Annotated in this window: 18 protein-coding genes; 4 read left to right on the top strand and 14 right to left on the bottom strand. The window is 64.9% G+C overall.

Annotation, left to right across the window (positions count from 1 at the left end; all coding sequences use genetic code 11):
• The first annotated feature begins 11 nt into the window (after positions 1-11).
• Together KZJ41_RS06235 and KZJ41_RS06230 are read left to right on the top strand one after the other, a co-directional pair.
• Entirely contained in the window at positions 12-875 is an 864-nt protein-coding gene (locus tag KZJ41_RS06235) for an alpha/beta fold hydrolase (protein WP_050034672.1), read from the top strand.
• 86 nt (positions 876-961) lie between these two features.
• Entirely contained in the window at positions 962-1,624 is a 663-nt protein-coding gene (locus KZJ41_RS06230; protein ID WP_050036283.1) for a TetR family transcriptional regulator, read from the top strand.
• A 113-nt stretch (positions 1,625-1,737) separates the two neighbouring features.
• Here KZJ41_RS06230 and KZJ41_RS06225 read toward each other — a convergent pair whose 3' ends face one another.
• From KZJ41_RS06225 to KZJ41_RS06215, 3 genes are all read right to left on the bottom strand, one after another.
• A complete protein-coding gene (locus tag KZJ41_RS06225; protein ID WP_029541665.1) occupies positions 1,738-3,234 on the bottom strand; it encodes an aldehyde dehydrogenase in 1,497 nt (498 codons plus the stop codon).
• Between the two features lie 19 nt (positions 3,235-3,253).
• A complete protein-coding gene (locus KZJ41_RS06220) occupies positions 3,254-4,078 on the bottom strand; it encodes a mycofactocin-coupled SDR family oxidoreductase (RefSeq protein WP_006936270.1) in 825 nt (274 codons plus the stop codon).
• A gap of 126 nt (positions 4,079-4,204) precedes the next feature.
• A complete protein-coding gene (locus tag KZJ41_RS06215) occupies positions 4,205-5,239 on the bottom strand; it encodes a GNAT family N-acetyltransferase (RefSeq protein ID WP_251550370.1) in 1,035 nt (344 codons plus the stop codon).
• Positions 5,240-5,403: 164 nt separating this feature from the next.
• Here KZJ41_RS06215 and KZJ41_RS06210 point away from each other — a divergent pair, with 164 nt between their 5' ends.
• Both KZJ41_RS06210 and KZJ41_RS06205 read left to right on the top strand, forming a co-directional pair.
• On the top strand, positions 5,404-6,573 hold the full coding sequence (locus KZJ41_RS06210) for an aromatic ring-hydroxylating dioxygenase subunit alpha (protein WP_006936272.1): 1,170 nt from the start codon (positions 5,404-5,406) through the stop codon (positions 6,571-6,573).
• 52 nt (positions 6,574-6,625) lie between these two features.
• Positions 6,626-7,777: an acyl-CoA dehydrogenase family protein gene (locus tag KZJ41_RS06205; RefSeq protein ID WP_251550368.1), complete on the top strand. Its 1,152-nt coding sequence runs from the start codon at positions 6,626-6,628 to the stop codon at positions 7,775-7,777.
• Positions 7,778-7,829: 52 nt separating this feature from the next.
• Here KZJ41_RS06205 and KZJ41_RS06200 read toward each other — a convergent pair whose 3' ends face one another.
• The 11 genes from KZJ41_RS06200 to KZJ41_RS06150 all read right to left on the bottom strand — a co-directional run bounded on the left by KZJ41_RS06200 (position 7,830) and on the right by KZJ41_RS06150 (position 18,275).
• A complete protein-coding gene (locus KZJ41_RS06200) occupies positions 7,830-9,089 on the bottom strand; it encodes a cytochrome P450 (protein ID WP_050034670.1) in 1,260 nt (419 codons plus the stop codon).
• Positions 9,090-9,109: 20 nt separating this feature from the next.
• Entirely contained in the window at positions 9,110-10,333 is a 1,224-nt protein-coding gene (locus KZJ41_RS06195) for a cytochrome P450 (protein ID WP_251550366.1), read from the bottom strand.
• A 40-nt stretch (positions 10,334-10,373) separates the two neighbouring features.
• Positions 10,374-10,607 carry a ferredoxin gene (locus tag KZJ41_RS06190; protein WP_006936280.1) on the bottom strand — a complete coding sequence of 78 codons (234 nt, stop codon included), beginning with the start codon at positions 10,605-10,607 and terminating at the stop codon, positions 10,374-10,376.
• Between the two features lie 2 nt (positions 10,608-10,609).
• Entirely contained in the window at positions 10,610-11,491 is an 882-nt protein-coding gene (locus KZJ41_RS06185; RefSeq protein ID WP_251550364.1) for an SDR family NAD(P)-dependent oxidoreductase, read from the bottom strand.
• A gap of 254 nt (positions 11,492-11,745) precedes the next feature.
• Positions 11,746-11,892 (bottom strand): DUF1059 domain-containing protein, encoded by a 147-nt coding sequence (locus KZJ41_RS06180; RefSeq protein WP_185713938.1) that lies wholly within the window; start codon positions 11,890-11,892, stop codon positions 11,746-11,748.
• A 280-nt stretch (positions 11,893-12,172) separates the two neighbouring features.
• Positions 12,173-13,522, bottom strand: a complete 1,350-nt coding sequence (locus KZJ41_RS06175) for an MFS transporter (protein WP_206003465.1) — start codon at positions 13,520-13,522, stop codon at positions 12,173-12,175.
• A 243-nt stretch (positions 13,523-13,765) separates the two neighbouring features.
• Positions 13,766-14,956: an SRPBCC family protein gene (locus KZJ41_RS06170; protein WP_006936291.1), complete on the bottom strand. Its 1,191-nt coding sequence runs from the start codon at positions 14,954-14,956 to the stop codon at positions 13,766-13,768.
• Positions 14,957-15,003: 47 nt separating this feature from the next.
• Complete coding sequence (locus KZJ41_RS06165; protein WP_251550362.1) at positions 15,004-16,419, bottom strand: aldehyde dehydrogenase family protein; 1,416 nt, start codon at positions 16,417-16,419, stop codon at positions 15,004-15,006.
• A gap of 92 nt (positions 16,420-16,511) precedes the next feature.
• The gene (locus KZJ41_RS06160) at positions 16,512-17,174 is read right to left on the bottom strand and encodes a TetR/AcrR family transcriptional regulator (RefSeq protein ID WP_043799821.1); all 663 of its coding nucleotides are present in this window, start codon (positions 17,172-17,174) and stop codon (positions 16,512-16,514) included.
• Entirely contained in the window at positions 17,174-17,710 is a 537-nt protein-coding gene (locus KZJ41_RS06155; protein ID WP_043799818.1) for a flavin reductase family protein, read from the bottom strand. The genes KZJ41_RS06160 and KZJ41_RS06155 overlap by 1 nt, the downstream gene beginning before the upstream one ends.
• A gap of 70 nt (positions 17,711-17,780) precedes the next feature.
• Entirely contained in the window at positions 17,781-18,275 is a 495-nt protein-coding gene (locus KZJ41_RS06150; protein ID WP_043799817.1) for a lipocalin-like domain-containing protein, read from the bottom strand.
• Positions 18,276-18,277: the final 2 nt, after the last annotated feature.

Genomic DNA, 18,277 nt, shown 5'->3' with positions numbered 1-18,277 from the left:
AGGGCGAAACGATGACGATCTCCAGCACCGTGACCACACTTCGGGGCGACGGCGTTTCCCTGGTCGCCGATGTCTGGGAGCCCCCGTCCGAGCGGAAGGGGACCGTCCTGCTGTTGCACGGCGGCGGGCAGACGAGGCACTCGTGGCAGCGCACCGGAATCCGCCTCTCGGAACAAGGATGGCGCTCATACGCGATCGACGCGCGCGGGCACGGCCACAGCGGATGGGCCGACGACGGCGACTACAGCTCCGACGCACACGCGCGCGACATCTGCACGATCGTCGACGAACTCGGTGAGCCACCGGTGCTCGTGGGAGCGTCGATGGGCGGTATGGCCTCACTCGTCGCCGAAGGAGACAATCCGGGGCTCTCCCGCGCGCTGGTGCTGGTGGATATCACCCCGAAGGCCGAACCCGAGGGGTTGGCCAAGATCACCGGATTCATGCGCGCGGGACTGGCGGGCTTCGACAGCCTGCACGACGCGCTCGACGCCGTGATCGCGTACAACCCGCACCGGAGCCGTCCGCCGCGGGTGGAGGGGTTGCGTAAGAACATGCGCGAGCGAGACGGTCGCTGGTACTGGCACTGGGATCCGCGGATGCTGTCGCATCGGACGAACCTTCCGGATGCTGCCGCGGAGCGCGAGGAGCGGGCCCGGGCCGCGGCGCGCGCCGTCGCGGTTCCGACCCTCCTGATTCGTGGTGCCCAGTCCGACGTCGTCAGCATCGAAGGTGCGCGCGAACTCCTGGAACTGATCCCCGGGGCGCGGTACATCGACGTGGGCGGTGCCGGGCACATGGTGGGCGGCGACGACAACGACGTGTTGAGCCGCGGCCTGGTCGAGTTCCTCGACGAGGCCGTCCTCACGGCGTAACCACCGGCCGGACCGGAACAGATAGCATCTATAGGTCACCCGCCGGGCAGACCCGCCCGGCGGACCGCACGAGCTGAAAGTAGATGATGGCCCGACCGTCGAAGCCTCTCATCAGTCGCGCGTCCGCGGTGGCGGCTTCCATCGAGATCATCGACTCCGAGGGACTCGATGCCTTCAGCCTGCCGCGGCTGGCGAAGCACCTCGGGGTACGGGCGCCCTCCCTCTACCACCACTTCGCCGACAAGTCGGAGATCCTCCAGGCTGTCGCGCGACAGATTGCCGGCGCCGGCACCCTGCCACGCCGCAGGCCCGGCCCGGACTGGCCCGAGTACTTCGTGACGCTGAGCATGAATCTGCGTCAGTCGATCCTCAAGCACCGCAATGCCGCGCCGATCCTGCTCCAGTATCTTCCGCGTGATCTGCTGATCGGCACCTACGAGGACACTGCCCGATTCCTGGAGGAGTCCGGCGTGCCGGCCCGCCTGCACGTCCAGATTCTCGACGGCATGGAGCGTTTGACGCTGGGCGCAGTGCTCACCGAGGCGATGCGCAAGCCGAGTACGAAGAACACGATCTTCCCGAACGTCGACCCGGAGTCGCAGCCGCTGCTGGCGCGAGCTCTCGCCGAGAACGAGATGACCTCCCGGCAGTTGTTCGAGGAGATGATCCGCAGCTTCCTCCACGGCGTGGTGCGCAACGCTCAGGTAGAGATCGCGGACAAGAGCCAACTGAGCGCGTCGGCCCACTGAGCGTGTCGGCCCACTGAGCGTGTCGGCCCACTGACCTGATCGGCAGTCGTACGACCACCCACGACGCAACGACGACGCCGCGCGGATCGAATCGCGGGGCGTCGTCGTCGGTCCTACCGGGCCGGAGCGGGCATGTGGACGGTCTTGATCTCGAAGAACTCCTCGAGACCTTCGAGGCCGCCCTCACGGCCCACGCCGGACTGCTTATAGCCGCCGAACGGCAGGGTGAAGTCCATCGTCGCGGTGTTCACGCTGATGGTGCCGGTGCGGATGCGCCGCGCAACCTCGAACCCGTGGTCGATGTCCTCCGTGTACACCGCACCCGACAGCCCGTACATCGAGTTGTTGGCGATCGCGATGGCGTCCTCTTCGTCTTCGTAGGTGATCACCGAGATGACCGGACCGAAGACCTCTTCCTGCGCGATCCGGGAGTCGGGGTCGACGTTGTCGAGCAGTGTCGGTGCGACGAAGAAGCCCTTGTCGAATCCCTCCGGTCGACCGCCGCCGAGCACGACCTTCGCGCCGTCCTCCTTCGCGATGTCGATGTATCCCAGGACGCGATCCTGCTGTCGCTTCGACGCGAGCGGGCCGAGGAAATTGGTCGGCTCCCACGGGTTGCCGATCGGCAACGCGCCATACGCGGCCTTCAGGACCTCGAGCACCTCGTCGTGACGCTTGCGGGAGACGAGCACGCGCGAGAGGGCGATGCACGCCTGACCGGACTGCATGCAGCCCCCCATGGGGAGCGTCTGCACCACATGGTTGATGTCGGCGTCGTCGAGGATGATCGCCGCGGACTTGCCGCCGAGTTCGAGCGAGACACGCGCGATGCGCTCGCCGGCCAGCGACATGATGCGCCGGCCCGCCGCGGTGCTGCCGGTGAAGGTGACGTGGTCGACGTCGGGGTTGGTCACGAGCGTCTCCGACACCTCGCGGTCGGCGCACAGCACGCTGACGACCCCCTCGGGAATGCGACCTTCGGCGACCAGCTCGGCGATGATGTCCGCGAACACCGACGGCGAGAGCGGTGCCTCCGGTGCGGTCTTGAGCACGACCGAGCAGCCCGCGGCCAGCGCCGGGGCGAGTTTGAACGCGATCGTGCCGACCGGGCCGTTCCACGGGATGATCGCGGCAACGACGCCCGTCGGTTCCTTCACGATGCGCGAGACACCGCCCGCTGCGCGCGGACGCTCCTCGGTGGTCTCGAACGTGCGGGCCACAGCGGCCACCGCACGGAACAACCCGCCGACCATCTCCTGGGTCGGCCGGCTGACGCTCACAGGCACGCCGACCTCGATGACCCCGATCGGGGTGAGCTCGTCCACCCGCCGTTCGAGGCGGTCGGCGATGGCGTCGACGACATCGGCGCGCTCTGCCATGCTGCGAGACGACCACTCGCCCTTGTCGAACGATTCACGCGCTGCGGCAACCGCTTTGGCGACGTCTTCGACCGTGGCGGTGCGCACCCGCGCGACCTTCTCCTCGGTGAACGAGTCGACGACGTCGACCCATTCGCCGCCGGTCGAATCGACCCAGCGGCCGCCGATGAAAACCTGTTCGCGGTCGGCGATCGACGGGGTGGTACCCGTCGAGGCTTCGGTGGTGGTCATATGTGAAAGCTCCTTCGCTTCAGCGGATGTTGTAGCCGGCGTCGACCGGGAACGTGACACCGGTGACGTAACGAGCCTCGTCGGAGGCGAGGTAGACGATCGCGTTGCTGATGTCGACGGCCTCGATCAATTCGACCGGCATCGGGTTCTTGTACGACTCGTCGGCGGCAACCTCGGGATGGGAGTTGACGAACTCGCCGTACTCCGCGTTCGCCACCATAGGCGTGTTCACGCCGGTAGGGTGCACAGTGTTCACCCGAATACTGTGCGGGGCAAGCTGTTTCGCGTAGATCCGCATGAGACCGACAACACCGTGCTTGGCGGCGCTGTACCCGACCTGACCGGGGAGGGTGTTCAGCCCGATGCTCGTCAGGCCGGCCGCAGAACTCGTGATGATGATCGACCCGCCCTCCCCCCGTTCGACGAGGTGCGGCACCGTCACCTCGAGCACGTGCCATACCCCGGTGAGCATGGTGTCGATTGCGTCGTGCCATGCCTGGCGCTGTTCACCGGGACCGATCACCGGCATGATGCCGGCGTTCGGCAGCACGATGTCGACCTTGCCGAACTGTGCGATGCCCGCGTCGTAGGCCCGCTGGACATCCTCGATGTTGCGGACGTCTCCAATGGACGCGACGATCGAGCCTCCGGCCTCCTTGACCAGCCGCTCGGTCTCGGCAAGGTCGTCGCTGGTCGCCATCGGATAGAAGACCGTGGGGATCTGGTCGCAGATGTCCATCGCGATGACGGATGCCCCCTCTTCGGCGAGCCGGACGGCGTGCGAGCGCCCCTGGCCTCGCGCCGCACCGGTGATGAAAGCGACCTTGCCTTCGAGTCGACCCATGAGTGTTCTCCTCCGATTGCACGCCCCAGCTCCGGGCGGGCAAGCGCCCGTGCGTGGGAACGTAGTGAAGTTGGGGACCCACACATCAGTGTGAGGCGCACCACAGACGGTAGTTGCCTAAACCCTTTAGGTCAACGTCGGACAAGATTCGTCGCTCGTCTCACCCGGGCGGACTCGGAAGCTGGGCGCCTCGGCCCACTCGCCGACCTGGTAGCAGGAATGTTCCCCCTCCTGCTCGAATGCCATCAACCGGCACATGCGCACCGCCCCCGCGTCGTCCGGGTCGATACGAATCAGGGCGATCTGGGCCCCCGCGTCGCGCAGCGCCCCGAGTGCCATCGTGAGGAGCGTCATCCCGAGGCCCGCCCCGCGGGCGGTCTCCGTGAGCACGAGCGCCCGGACCGACGCCGCATCCAACTCGAGGTGGGTGGACAGCGCCGGATCGGACCACACGAACCCCACCTTCGCTCCCGAAGAGTCGGTTGCGACCAGCACATTGCCGGAACCGAGGCGGATCTCGTCGGCGAGGCGCTCGCGTTGCGCGGGTACGAGCGACGCCGCGTCCAGCACCTCGTCGATCGCCCGCGACACCGCCGGATCACCGAGCGGATGCGCGTCGCCCGTCGTGATGCCCTCGGGCGCCGCGACCTCGTCGAGCGGGATCGCGAACGGGCCGGACAGGTGGCGGAACAACGTCCACAGCCTGCCCACCGCCGGGATGCCGAACCGTCGCGCGAGACGTTCGGACGCGGGGTGCGTGCTGTACGCCCAGCAGCGCAGAGCCACCGCACCGGTGCGCTCCCAGCCGCCGTCCGCTGTCGTGCCCAGGCCGATCTCCTCGACCAGCATCGTGGCCACACCGCGCGACCGGTAGTCCGGATGGACGACGAACTGCACGGTACCCAGCCCCTCGCCGTCCACCTGCAGGTGCAGGTACGCCACAATCACCAGCGGCGCGTCGTCGCGCGCGCTCAGGTCCTTGCGCGCCTTGATCGGCAGATGGGAGACGCGGACGCCGTCGCGACTCGTCGAGGTCACATCACCGGGGTGGATCCGCGAGAACCCGGCTTCCTCGTCGTACTCGGCGGCCGCGGCGACAAGAGCCAGCACCTCGTCCCGATCGCCGGAATCCAGTTCCGAACACCACTGATACGAGATCATCCTGTTCGCTCCTCATCTGCGGGTCAGTTCTCATAAATCTAATGCCGATCGGTATAGGGCCGCAACGGCCGGAGCGCCACCCGCAACCGGTCCGGGGTTTACACTTAAAACTACTTGAGTTAGATTTAGCGTCATCGATCCGAACCACCGCCTGGAGGGCAGCCATGACAGAGGTCGGAATTCCCCGCGAGGAACGCATTCGCCGCGCTCTCGACCATCTGCGCAACGACACCACCGACGAATTCGAGCACGTCACGTGGTTCGAACCCGTCGAGTTCACCGATCCGGAGATCGCCAAGCTCGAACGCGAGCGTGTCTTCGGCCGGGTTCCGTCGATCATCATCCACGGCTCCGAGATCCCCCGCGCGGGCGATTTCGTCACCCTCCAGTTGCCGCGGAACAATGTCATCGTCGTCCGTCAGCGCGACGGCAGCGTCAAAACCCTCGTGAACCAATGTCGTCACCGCGGCGCGATGGTCGAGAAGGAGGAGAAGGGCCGTTGCCGCCTGTTCTCCTGCCCGTACCATCGCTGGTCCTACGACACCGACGGCGCGCTGCGCACCATCACCCGCGACAACACGTTCGGTGACGCAGACCGTTCCGAACGGAACCTCGTGCAACTCCCGACCGAGGAACGTCACGGATTCGTCTGGGTTGTCGACGACGCCGACGCCACCATCGATGTCGCAGACTGGCTCGGCCCCGAGATGGACTCGATCATGGGGTCCTACGGCATGGACAAAATGGTGACTACCCGAGTTCAGCGCTTCGACGAGCCCGTCAACTGGAAGCTGATGCAGGACGCGTTCCTCGACGGCTACCACATCCAGTACGCGCACCCGAACACCGCCGCCAAGCACATCCACACCAACGTCATGGCCTTCGAGGACTTCGGACATCACTGCCGGTTCCTCAATCTCCGCAAGACCATCGACCGGTGGATCGAGGAAGACCCCGGCGATCGCAGCCTCGCCGAGCACGTGACGGAAAGCCACCTGGTGGGTCCCAACAGCACCCTGCTCAAGCAGCCCGACCATTTCCAGCTGCTCACCTTCCGCCCCCACCGGAGCGATCCGCAGCGCTGCCACATGGAGATCCGTCTGATCGCACCGACGCTCGAAGACAGCGGCATGACCGAGGAGCGCTGGAATCGGATCTGGGACAAGAACGTCGAGATCCTGATCGCGGTCCTCCACAACGAGGACTTCCCGATCCTGCGTGGTTCGCAGGTCGCCATGGACAGCGCGAACGCCGGCAACATGCTCCTGGGCCGCAACGAGGTTGCCAACCAGGTCTTCCGCCGCGAGATCCAGAAACTCGTCGGCGAGAACTGACACCGAACACCACAGCGGGGCGCCTGCGGGCGCCCCGCATCAGGAGGATTACATGGAGAGCGATCTCTTCGAACACGACCACGAACTGTTTCGCGACTCCGTGCGGAGCTTCGTCGACAAGCACGTCGTCCCAAATCTCGAGAAGTGGGACGCCGACCGGCTCATCGACCGGGAAACCTGGCTCGCCGCGGGTAAGCAAGGACTGCTGGGCCTGAGCGTCCCTGAGCAGTACGGCGGGCCCGGCGAGCTCGATTACCGCTTTCGCGTCGTGATCCAGTCCGAGATTGCGCGGGTGGGCGCGTCCGCGCTGCAGTCCGGGTTCTCGACCAACGACGACATCGTCCTCAACTACCTGCTCCGCCATGCCACCGATGAGCAGAAGCAGCGGTGGTTGCCCGGATTCGTCACGGGCGAGACGATCGGCGCGATCGCGATGAGCGAACCGGCCGCCGGCAGCGACCTGCGGGGCATCACCACCACCGCAGTGCGCGACGGCGACCATTGGGTCCTCAACGGGTCCAAGACGTTCATCACGAGCGGCATCCTGGCCGACCTCGTCATCGTCTTCGCCAAGACCGACCCCGCAGCCGGTTCGCGAGGGTTCAGCCTCTTCGTGGTCGAAGACGGAACGCCCGGGTTCTCCCGCGGCCGCAAGCTCGACAAGGTCGGTCTGCACGCCCAGGACACGGCCGAGTTGTTCTTCGAGGATGTCCGCGTTCCCAAGGAGAATGTGCTCGGCGAGCTGGGGCAGGGCTTCGGCTACCTCATGCAGAGCCTTCCGCTGGAGCGGCTCGGTATCGGCATCGCCGCGCAGGTGTCCGCCGAGGCCGTCATGAGCTGGACACTCGACTACGTCAAGGAACGCACCGCCTTCGGCAAGCGCATCGGCGAGTTCCAGGGAATGGGCTTCACTCTCGCGGAACTGCAGACGGCGGTGGAGGTCTTACGCAGTTACCTCGATCGCTGCGTCCGGGAACACAACAAGGGCACGCTCACCGCGGTCGACGCGTCCAAGGCGAAGCTGTGGGCCACCGAGTTGCAGGGCCGTGTGATCGACGCCGGTGTGCAGTTCCACGGCGGCTACGGCTACATGATGGAATACCCGGTCGCGAAGGCCTTCATCGACGCCCGCATCCAGCGGATCTATGGTGGCACCAACGAGATCATGAAGGAAATCATCCACCGTGATCTGCTGAAGGCCTGAGCCCCGGCACACGAGGAAGGGGACCCGATCGAATCGGGTCCCCTTCCTCGTGTCAGCTTCGCGATTCCGGTGTGAACGTGAGCGGTAGCCGCACGCAACCACGCACCGACGTGCCGTGCATCAACGGCGGATCACTGTCGACCAGCGCGTAGTCGGGGATTCTCCGATGTATCTCCTCCATCGCCAAGGTGAGCTCGAGGCGGGCGAGGTGAGACCCGAGGCACCGATGCGGCCCTGCGCCGAACGACAGATGCCTGTTCGGGCCACGATCGATCACGAACGCGTCCGGATTGTCGAACTCGGCTTCGTCGCGGTTGGCCGCACACAGCAGGAGCAACAATTGATCGTCGGCCTTGATGTTGACGCCGGCGATCTCGACATCGCGGGTGGCCCGCCGGCCCATGCTGACGGCGGCTTCGATGCGGAGGATCTCCTCGACTGCGTCCGGCACCAGGCTGCTGTCGTCGATGAGCGCCTGCCGTTGCACCGGGTTGTTCGCAAGGTGCACCATGGCCCAACCGAGTGAACCCTGCACCGTGTGCAGTCCGGCAATGAGCAGCAGGAAGAACATGCGGCGCAGTTCCTCGTCAGTGAGGTGCCGCTCGACTCCGTCCATCCGGATCGGGGTATCGATGATCTGTGCGGTGACGCTCTCCGAGTCCTCCTGCCCGGAACGCACCCGATCCACGAATGCACCGAAGTACTCGAACACGTTCGTTGCCGCTTCTGCCCGGGCACGGGCGGATTCCTCCTCGCCGGCTCCCGGAATCCCCTGGAGCGCAATATCCGTCCACTCCGTGAACTGTTCGGCATCGTCGAGAGGCCAGCCCATGAGACTGAGGAAGACACGAGTCGGCAGCGCATGCGCGAACTCGGCAACGAATTCGCACCGGCCGGAGTCCGCGAAGCCGTCGATCAGTTGGTTGATGATCTCGCGGATCCTCGGCTCGAGCTCTTTCATCCGCGCCGGACCGAACAGTGGCTGGAGCGCCTGACGATACTGCGTGTGCTCGGGCGGATCGATCTCGACCGGGATGAACTTGCCCTGGCCGGCATCGACCAGGTTGTTCGGATAGCTGGAGAACGTCTCGGCATCGCGCAGGATGCGGAAGATGTCCGCGTACCGCGTGACGATCCAGTGCCCACCGTGGTGCGGGGAGTAGACGATCGGTCCGCGGGCACGGAGTTCGGCGGCCTTTTCCTGGAAGACATCGACCGGAGCGGCGAGAGCTGGGTCGTACACGTCGAAGTCGACGAGCAGATCCTCGGATACGTTACTGGCAGTCAACGCGTTGCACCCTTCTGAATCCATGGAACCTACCGATCCGACGCTCAGGTCGTCGGTGTGAACCTGATCGGAAGCCGCAAGCAGCCCCGCACCTGCGTTGCGTGCAGGATCGGCGGATCGGATTCGACGAGTTCGTAGTCCGGAATCCGGCGGTGCAATTCCTCGAGCGCGATCGACAGTTCGATGCGGGCCAGATGTGAGCCCAGGCACCGGTGCGGACCGGCACCGAATGTCAGGTGCCGGTTCGGTGACCGGTCGATCACGAACTCGTCGGGATCCTCGAATTCGCTTCCGTCGCGGTTGGCCGAACAGAGCACCAGCAGCAACTGGTCGCCGGCCTTGATCTTCGCCCCGCCGAGTTCGACGTCGCGGGTCGCACGGCGGCCCATACTCACTGCAGCCTCGATCCGCAGGACCTCCTCGACGGCGTTCGGGATCAGCGAGTCGTCCTCGATGAGCGCGGCGCGCTGACGAGGATTGTTCACCAGGTGGATCACGGCCCAGGCCAGCGATCCCTGAACGGTGTGCAGACCTGCGATGAGCAGGAGGAAGAACATGCGGGTCAGCTCTTCGTCGGTGAGCAGTCGCTTGCCGTCCTCGAGGTCGACCTCGGTGCGGATGAGTGCGGAGGTGACATCCTCACCGGGGTTCGCGCGACGCTCGTCGACGATCTTCTGGAAGTAGGCGAACATCTGCTGGGCTGCCTCGGCGCGTGCCTTCGCCGACTCGTCCTCGCTGGCGCCGGGCTTGCCCATCAGGGCGGTGTCGGTGGCCTCGGTGAGTATCGGGGCGTCCTCGAGTGGCCAGTCCATCAACGCGAGGAAGACGCGGGTAGGCAGCTCGTGCGCGAAGTCGGCGATGAACTCCGCCTCACCCTTGCCCGCGAAACTGTCGATCAGTTCGTTGACCACGCCCCGGATCTGCTCGGACAGCGCCTTCATCCGGTTCGGGGAGAACAGCGGCTGCAGGGCCACCCGATATCCGGTGTGCTCCGGCGGGTCGAGCTCGAGCGGCAGAAACTTGCCGTCCCCGGCATTGACGAGGTTGTTCGGGTAACTCGAGAAGGTTTCCGGGTCGCGGAGGACCTCGTGGAGCTCCCTGTACCGGGTGACGATCCAGTGGCCGCCGTGCGCGGTCGAGTAGACGACAGGGCCTTTGGCCGCGAGTTCGGCGACCTTCTCCTGCACGGTGTCCACCGGGTCCGTGAGCGACGGGTCGTAGATGTCGAAGTCGACGACAGGTGTCGACATTTCGTCGGTGATGGTCATGCTGATCGCCCCGTTCGAAGGGTCTGTGTTGCTCGAGAAGTCAGAGTGTTTCGAGGCTCAGGGCTCGTTCGGGGCACATCGCGACGGCCTCCTCGGCCGCCACGATGTGCTCCTCGGTCCTGAGCGTTTCCTGCACGAGCACCGGGTATCCGGCATCGTCGCAGTCGATGATTTCGGGGGCGCGGCCGTAACAGAGGCCGTGCCCGGCGCACGCCGACCGATCCACGACGAGTCGGCGCGTGCCTGACTGCGCTTCCGTGTCGTGGGCAGTCATCGTCATTCCTCGCCGGTGACCATCGGCGGCGGGTTGTTCCCGTCTTCGGGGAACATCATCGCCACACGAGACAAGGTGCCGCCGTCGGTGGTCGGCAGGGTGACACCGGATATGTATGCCGACTCGTCCGACACGAGGAACAACGCAGCCCGCGCATTGTCCTTCAGCGACGGCGGACGATTGAGCTTGAGCGGAATCGGCGAGACACTCGGGTCCCACGGACCGGCGACCTCCTCGTACGACTGCCCCACCACCGGAGTACCGGCCGGCGCCAGGAAGTTCGGCGACATCCCGTGCGTCGGGGCGATCGCATTCACCCGGATCCCGTACTTGCCCAGATCCAGGCTCAGACCGCGAACCATCCCGTTCACACCGGCCTTCGTCGCCGAATACGCTGCGATGCTGTGGTACGCCACGAACGACGCCGCCGACGAGGTTGCCAGGATGACACCGCCACCATTGGCCCGCAACGCCGGCACCGCCGCCTTCGCGGTGTAGAACACGCCGGACAGGTTCACCCCGATGACGTCCTGCCAGTCCGCGTCCGTCAGATCCTGGAACTCGACCTGCTCACCGCCCGCAACGGACGGCACACCACCGCGCGAGACGATCCCGGCATTGGCCCACGCGATGTCGAGCTTGCCGAACGCCGCCACCGTCGCCGCCACCGCATCGACCACCTGCTGCTCGACGCGTACATCGGCGGTGACCGCGATCGCCGAACCACCCTGCTGCTCGACCAACTCGACCGTGCCCTTCGCACGCTCCGGATCGATATCGACCACCGCGATCTTCGCGCCCTCCGACGCGAACAACTGCGACGCCTCGCGTCCCAACCCGGACCCGGCACCGGTGATCAGCGCGACCTTACCTTCGAGTTTCATCAAAGCTCCTCAGCTCGAACATGTAACAGAGGGATGGAAGATGCTGGAGGACGGCGACTTCCCTACAGGGTTCGCACCGTTATGTGATTCATCTTACATACATGAGAAGTGATACGTCAATCGTTCTTTGTAAATCAGCCGAGCCGGATCGACGTGTCGAGGACCCTTGCGCGGGAATCGACTCCTCACCGCATCGATGTCGTTGATGAACAGCCGCTTGACCATTGGCGAAACACTGCCGGTACGCGACACTGCTAGTACGCGATGAAGAGAATCTCATCGCGCGAGTACTCCATTCCGGGATGTGACTCGCTCAGGTGCGACCGGGCCTTCGCAACGAGGTCGTCTTCATCCGTGCCCGTGACCACGGTTCCACACGGGCAGGTCAATCTCGTCTTCATTCTCATAGCGGTCGGCCCTTCTGCGCCATCGGTACGGTCGGTGACACCCCTGTCCGCCCTCGTCGACCGAGAGACTCGGGAGCGCCGGCCGGATGTGGGCGACATCACACCACAATATCTAACGTACGTAGGTTACACAACCGCCGGAGCCCTGATGCCGGTCGCCTGCTGTCGATAGAGCCGCCCAGTGCGACACAGCAGGAACGTCGCGAAGTTCGGGTCGCAGACGAAGGCTACGTGCGCGCCTCCGTCCCCCAGCCCCCTCACGTTTCGGAATCGATCAGGCAGGCTCCGCGGCCTTTTCGACAGGCGCGTCCGTCCGATGCATGGCATTGGTCCTTCGGGGAACCAACGACACCAGCACTGCGGCAGCCACTCCAGCGAACGCGAAGGCGTAGTAGGCCCAGTCCGCTCCGAGCGCAGAGCTCATGATCATTCCGGTGAGAATGGGCCCGCAGACACCACCCAACCGGCCCAGCCCCACCGCCAGTCCGAGCGCTGTGCCACGCGCGGCGGCCGGGTAGAAGACCCCGACGAATCCGTAAACACCCGTCGTGGAGGACGCACAGAAGCCGATCAGCAGAACCAACCCGAACACGAGTGCCTGTGCCGGCTGCAGGGTCAGGGCGGACACTGCGATCGCTCCCCCGACAAAGCTCACCGAGATCACCGGACGCGATCCCAATCGATCAGCCAGACCGGTGATGACCACCATGCCGAACCCGCTACCGATGTTGAAGGCGAGCAGGAACGTCAACGCGGACCCGAGATCGTAGCCGGAGGCCCTCAGCATCTGAGGAATCCAGGTGTTCATGCCGTACGAGACGAGAAGGCCGAAGAAGGTGATGAGCGGAAACATGATCGTCGCGATCCTGTATCCGGGTGCGAACAGGAGCTTGAGACCCGACTTGGAACCGGCATTCGCGGTTCTCGACTCCTCCAGGGCCAGGCCGGATTCGGCACCGTGATCAACCGAGTAACGCTGCGTCAACGCGCGGGCCTCATCGTGCCGGCCCTTGCTCACGAGGAAAGCGATCGATTCGGGCAGGCTTCGGTATGCGATGACGAACAACACGACCCCAAGGAGGCCACCCACTGCGAACATCGATTCCCAGCCGAAGGCAGGGATCATGAAGATGGCGGCGATGGCGACCACGCACCCGCCGATGGGAAAACCGGTTTGGATGACGCCGTTGTAGAACTGCCGTCGGTCTACCTTGACGTATTCCTGGGTGAGCGCAATCAGGGTGGGGAGGGCTCCGCCGAAGCCGAGGCCGGCAAGCAACCGGAAGAGGCCGAAGGTCTCGAGATTCGGCGCAATGGCACATAACCCGGTGAACAGACTGAAGCTCACAATGCAAGCGAGCACGATCGGTCGCCGGCCGACGAGGTCTGTGAGGTAGCCGGCCAGCATTGCGCCGGCCATCATTCCGAACAGCGACAAGCTGCCGATCAACCCTGCCGAGGCGGTGGTGATCCCCCACTGTTCGATTTCCAGCAACGTCGGAAGCACCGCGCCGAACATGATGAGGTCGACACCATCGAGGATGGTGATGGCCAAGCAGGTGAGGACCACGGATCGGGCACCCGAGACGGCCCTTTCCTTCCCCGGGCCGGAGATCTGCGACATGTTGGTTCCTTCGGGTTGTGGGGTATCTGGGTTCGATGCCGACGAACGCGCGAGTGGCGGTTGTCGACGTGTGTCGACAACGGGGCAGAATCGTTCGATTGCAAGCCCATCGCGACCGTCGAGGTGCGGGGCTGCGGGGCTGCGGGAGACGCTCTTTACCACCGCGGTATGCCCTGCATCACACGGGCAATAATCTAATGTCTATCGGTACTGGCGACAAGCCCGGAATGAGCACTTCGGAGCTCAGCCCCACTTCCTCGAATCCTCGAACGCACGCGCCATCCACTGATGAAAATGCTGATTGGCAATCTCGTTTCGCCCGAAGTAGATCGGTCCGATGTCCGTGTTCGTAACGGCCTTCTGCAGACCCTCGTTGACGACGAGGTCCTCCTCTCGAAGTACCGCCATCAGAATGTTCCAGTTCTTGTCCCACCGCGCCTTCTGCTCGTCCGTCACGGCAGGTTCCCGAGTGAGAAGACGCATCTGCATCCGAGCCCCGACGGGCGTGCCCGGAGCAGGGACGAAGTTGAGCACCTCCAGATGATCCGGTTGACGCAGCACCGACATATTGGGCATCAGAAAGTGCGCAACGGTGATGTGCCGGTCGATCGGGGCGTCCGCGGGCGCGACACCTCGCACCGTGTCGATGCTCTTGCGTGCCGTGACCATTCGTCCGTGCCTGCCCATGGGTTCCCAGGATTGCGCGTTGTTGTAGAAGTACGGCGCAACAGTTCCGGCGTGGGTCGAGGTGATGTGGTAGCCGTCGAGGAAGGCATCCATCAAGACCTTCCAGTTGATGTCCACATCGAAGTTCTGGGCGATATGGCAGTGGTACTTGTCCATCTCCATGGCGGCGAGGGACTCGTCGAACTCCCGGCCGAGCCACTCCGCGATGTCGATCGTTCGATCACCCGCGGCGGAGTCGACGACCCAGACGAAACCATGTCGCTCCTCGACCGGAACCTCCAGCAGGCTCATGCAGCGACGATCGACCCTACCGAACGTCGGCTCGTCCGCGATCGACCGCAGACTGCCATCGCTCCCATACGCCCACCCGTGGTAGCGGCACGAAAAGATGCGCTTCGAACCCCTCTCCTCGGGAACGAGCCGGGCGCCTCGATGCCGGCAGGTGTTCACGAACCCACGAACCCCACCGTCCGCCTGCCGAACGAGAACAATCTCGTTGTTCGGCAACTGGACCGTCGCAAAGTCGTGGTTGCCGGGCAATTCGGTGCTGTGCGCCGCGATGATCGGCACATATCCGAACAGCTCTCTGCGCTCGCGAGCCGCCAGTTCCGGATCGGTGTAGACGCGCGGATCGACCTCGAGGATCTCCGGCGCCATATCGGTGGTGTCGTGGTCGAGGTGATCGAACAACGCCCGGGCAAAACCCGCTTTCGTCGCCTCGTCGTACGGAAGATCGGTGTAGACCATCGTGCTCACTCCTTCGCGGGACCGCGGCGGTCCCCGCAAGAACGTCGCTAGAGCTGCAGACTCTTGATTTCGACAAACTCCTCGAGGCCGAATGCCCCGCCCTCACGCCCAAGGCCGGATTGCTTGAATCCGCCGAAAGGCGCAGCGCCGTTGAACTTTCCACCGTTGACCTCGATCTGCGTCGCACGCATCCTGCGCGCAACCGACTTCGCGCGCTCGGGGTCGCCGGACCACACAGCGCCGGCGATACCGAAGATCGTGCCGTTCGCGATCTCGATCGCTTGCTCGGGTGTGTCGTACGCGATGATCGACAGCACCGGACCGAAGATCTCCTCCTGAGCGATCGTGCTGTCCGGGTCCACCTCCGAGAACACGGTCGGTTCGACGAAGAATCCGGTACGGGCCGGTGCGTCGACCGACCCGGCGACGAGCTTTGCGCCCTCCTTGACGCCGGCACGGATGTAGTCGAGGACCCGCTCACGCTGAGATGCGGTAACCATGGGTCCGAGCTTCGTGTCGCCGTCGGCGGGATCGCCGGGCGCATATGCCGCGGCCGCCTTCGCGGCGAGCTTCTCCGCCTCGGCCAGGCGGGAGCGCGGTACGACCAAACGAGTCTGCGCATTGCAGGACTGTCCGCCGTTCATGTAGCAGGCACGCACGGTGTGCGGCACGGCCTTACCGAACTCCTCGTCGCTGAGGTCGTCGAGCAGCACAGCGGCGCTCTTTCCACCCAGTTCGACCGACACCCGCTTCACTGTCCCGGCGGCCAGTTCGAGGACTCGCTTGCCGACCGAGTTCGATCCCGTGAAGCTGACCATATCGATGTCCGGATGAATGGCGATGGCCTCGCCGACGATCGGACCGTACCCGTGAACCAGATTGAATACGCCGGCCGGAACTCCGGCAGCGTCGACCGCTTCCGCCAGGGCGTGGGCGGTGAACGGGGCAACCTCGCTGGCCTTGACGACCACCGTGCACCCGGTCACGAGCGCAGCCCCGATTTTGGCGGTGATCTGGTGCAACGGGTAGTTCCAGGGCGTGATACACCCGATCACCCCGACAGGCTCACGCACGATCAGGGAGTTGCGGAGCTGTTCTTCCCACGGGAAGTCCCTCGCCGCGGTCACGGCCTCACGCAGGTCGACGATACCCAGTCCGATCTGGGCCCAACGCGCCACCCTGCGTGGGGTGCCGACCTCGGCGACGACGATATCGGTGATCTCCTCCTGTCGCCGCTCCAGTTCGTCGGCCAGACGCGAGACGAACTCCGCCCGCGTGTGCGGCGCGGTCTGTGACCACTGCTCCAAGGCCCGCCGCGCGGCAGCCACCGCCACATCGACATCTGCGGCAGCCCCGGCGGGGACATCCCCTATGCGTTCCTCGGTGGTCGGGTTGACGACGTCGATACGCTCCGCGCTCGTGGAGGCACTCCACGTGCCGTCCACGTACAGATCAAGGGTCACGATGGCTTACTCCGTATCATCGAGTTGACAGAATTCACCGGTACACCGAGCTGCTCGTCACCGAGAAGGCATAAGAAGCAACGGCTTACCGCTTACGATCCGACGAGGTCCCGCAGACCTTCGTCGCTCACCGGTGCGGTGGCCACACCCATCACACCGGCGAGGAATCCTCGGATCGCTACCACGAAGAGCTCGCGCGACGACCATCGGTTGGCTGCCAGCGCGCGGGTGAGCGTCGGGTGTCTCCGCTCGTCGACATTCGGGAAGACCTCCGTGCTGCCGACCGGGTCGCGCATGAGATCGCTCAGAGTGGTGGCGAGTGCCAGTTTCTCCAGTCCGTCCAGGATCACCACGTGCAGGCGCGCCGGTACGCCCCCGTCCTCGAGGATTCGGGCACACATTTCGTACGTTCTCGTGAGGACGTCGCGCGGAAGAAACTGCACCAGCACGAGAGCGGCATTGGGATGGCGGAGAATCGCGTCGCGGTAGTTGAGGCTGAGTTCGACGAACCATTCCACCCAGTCGGTATCCGACGAATACTCGGGCACCGTGGCCCCGGTCATGAGCTCCTTCGCCACCTCTGTCATGAGCTCACGGCGATCGGCGAAGTGGTGATACAGCGAGGAGGTTTTCACGTTCAGGTGTTTGGCCACGCGCGGCAGGCTGAACGCAGCCATACCTTCGGTGTCGATGATCTCGATGCTTGCCGCGATCGTCGAACTCCGGCTGATCAGAGGCTTTGCCGGTCGTCCCATCACGTCCCCCTTTCGATCGACCCGAGACTCAGTTCCACAACCCCGCCGTATCGACTCCGATGGAAAACCAGTGGCTGCGTGGTCGGATCGGACCCGAAGCCGAGGAGGTCGGCAACCGCGATGAGGTGATCGCCACCGTCGTGCTCCGCAGCCAGCGCCACCTCGAACCACGCTGCCACCCCGCCGATGATCGGCGCGCCGCCCTCGGCCGGGCGCCACCGCACTCCGTCGAATTTCCGGCCCCCCGATTTCGCAAAGCGGTCACTGAGAGCGTGTTGGCCCGAGGAAAGTACGTTGACACAGAACGTCTCGGCGGTACGAATCGCCGGCCAGCTCGTCGAACGCCGGCTCGGGCACAGCAGGACCTGGGGCGGATCCAGCGACAGCGCCGAGAACGACTGACAGGTGAATCCGGCCGGTTCGTCGCCTACCATCGCCGTCACCACCGTCACACCGGAGCAGAAATGTCCCAAGACGTCGCGGAGCGCCCGAGTGTCCGTTGCCGGGCCGGTGCTGCTGTCCACTCGAGTCGACACGTGTCGTCCTCTCATCTGGCCGGTGCGATGTGCACCCGGATCTCGCCTGCAGGAACGAGCTGCATCGGGCTCATGGCGCCGTCCGTACCGCGCGGGGTGTGATCCGTCGCCAGACCAGTGCCGGAGACAGCGTGGTGGTGCGGAACACGAGCGGATCCGACGACAGGGTCATCACGTCACCCTCGAAGCGCACGTACCGCTTCTGGTCGTCGCCGATCCAGTTCGGAAACAGCGATACCGCCATCTCGTGCCAGACAGCGGAGTTGTCCTCGTCGACACGGTAGGGACCCGAATAGGCGAGGTACCCCCCGGCGGCCTCGCTTCGTTCGCCCATCTCGCCGCTGTGCACGTTGCGCGTCCGGTAGAGGGTTCGGCCGGAACGCATGATCTGTGCCGACATGTACCCGTCCGCCGAGTAGATGATCAGTCCGCGAGCCTCGGGACCCAGCGGGTAGTCGACCTTTCCCGTATCGGAGGTTGTCGAGTACTCGACGAGTTCCCAGGCCCCGACGATCCGCTGGGCGATCGAGACGCCATCGATGTCGGTGTCGGTGTCGGTGCTCATGT

It is taken from the genome of Rhodococcus sp. 11-3 (assembly GCF_023704055.1).
GTDB classification, from domain to species: Bacteria; Actinomycetota; Actinomycetes; order Mycobacteriales; family Mycobacteriaceae; genus Rhodococcus; species Rhodococcus aetherivorans.
The sequence above is the reverse complement of the archived record's forward strand: the minus strand, read 5'-3'. Positions and strand labels throughout refer to the sequence as shown.

Excerpts from the sequence above, each read along its gene's own strand:
- KZJ41_RS06185 (WP_251550364.1), bottom strand. The coding sequence starts at position 11,491 with ATGAAACTCGAAGGTAAGGTCGCGCTGATCACCGGTGCCGGGTCCGGG.
- KZJ41_RS06235 (WP_050034672.1), top strand. The coding sequence starts at position 12 with ATGACGATCTCCAGCACCGTGACCACACTTCGGGGCGACGGCGTTTCC.
- KZJ41_RS06230 (WP_050036283.1), top strand. The coding sequence starts at position 962 with ATGGCCCGACCGTCGAAGCCTCTCATCAGTCGCGCGTCCGCGGTGGCG.
- KZJ41_RS06190 (WP_006936280.1), bottom strand. The coding sequence starts at position 10,607 with ATGACTGCCCACGACACGGAAGCGCAGTCAGGCACGCGCCGACTCGTC.
- KZJ41_RS06205 (WP_251550368.1), top strand. The coding sequence starts at position 6,626 with ATGGAGAGCGATCTCTTCGAACACGACCACGAACTGTTTCGCGACTCC.
- KZJ41_RS06220 (WP_006936270.1), bottom strand. The coding sequence starts at position 4,078 with ATGGGTCGACTCGAAGGCAAGGTCGCTTTCATCACCGGTGCGGCGCGA.
- KZJ41_RS06170 (WP_006936291.1), bottom strand. The coding sequence starts at position 14,956 with ATGGTCTACACCGATCTTCCGTACGACGAGGCGACGAAAGCGGGTTTT.
- KZJ41_RS06150 (WP_043799817.1), bottom strand. The coding sequence starts at position 18,275 with ATGAGCACCGACACCGACACCGACATCGATGGCGTCTCGATCGCCCAG.
- KZJ41_RS06180 (WP_185713938.1), bottom strand. The coding sequence starts at position 11,892 with ATGAAGACGAGATTGACCTGCCCGTGTGGAACCGTGGTCACGGGCACG.
- KZJ41_RS06200 (WP_050034670.1), bottom strand. The coding sequence starts at position 9,089 with ATGGATTCAGAAGGGTGCAACGCGTTGACTGCCAGTAACGTATCCGAG.
- KZJ41_RS06215 (WP_251550370.1), bottom strand. The coding sequence starts at position 5,239 with ATGATCTCGTATCAGTGGTGTTCGGAACTGGATTCCGGCGATCGGGAC.
- KZJ41_RS06210 (WP_006936272.1), top strand. The coding sequence starts at position 5,404 with ATGACAGAGGTCGGAATTCCCCGCGAGGAACGCATTCGCCGCGCTCTC.
- KZJ41_RS06195 (WP_251550366.1), bottom strand. The coding sequence starts at position 10,333 with ATGACCATCACCGACGAAATGTCGACACCTGTCGTCGACTTCGACATC.
- KZJ41_RS06160 (WP_043799821.1), bottom strand. The coding sequence starts at position 17,174 with ATGGGACGACCGGCAAAGCCTCTGATCAGCCGGAGTTCGACGATCGCG.
- KZJ41_RS06225 (WP_029541665.1), bottom strand. The coding sequence starts at position 3,234 with ATGACCACCACCGAAGCCTCGACGGGTACCACCCCGTCGATCGCCGAC.
- KZJ41_RS06175 (WP_206003465.1), bottom strand. The coding sequence starts at position 13,522 with ATGTCGCAGATCTCCGGCCCGGGGAAGGAAAGGGCCGTCTCGGGTGCC.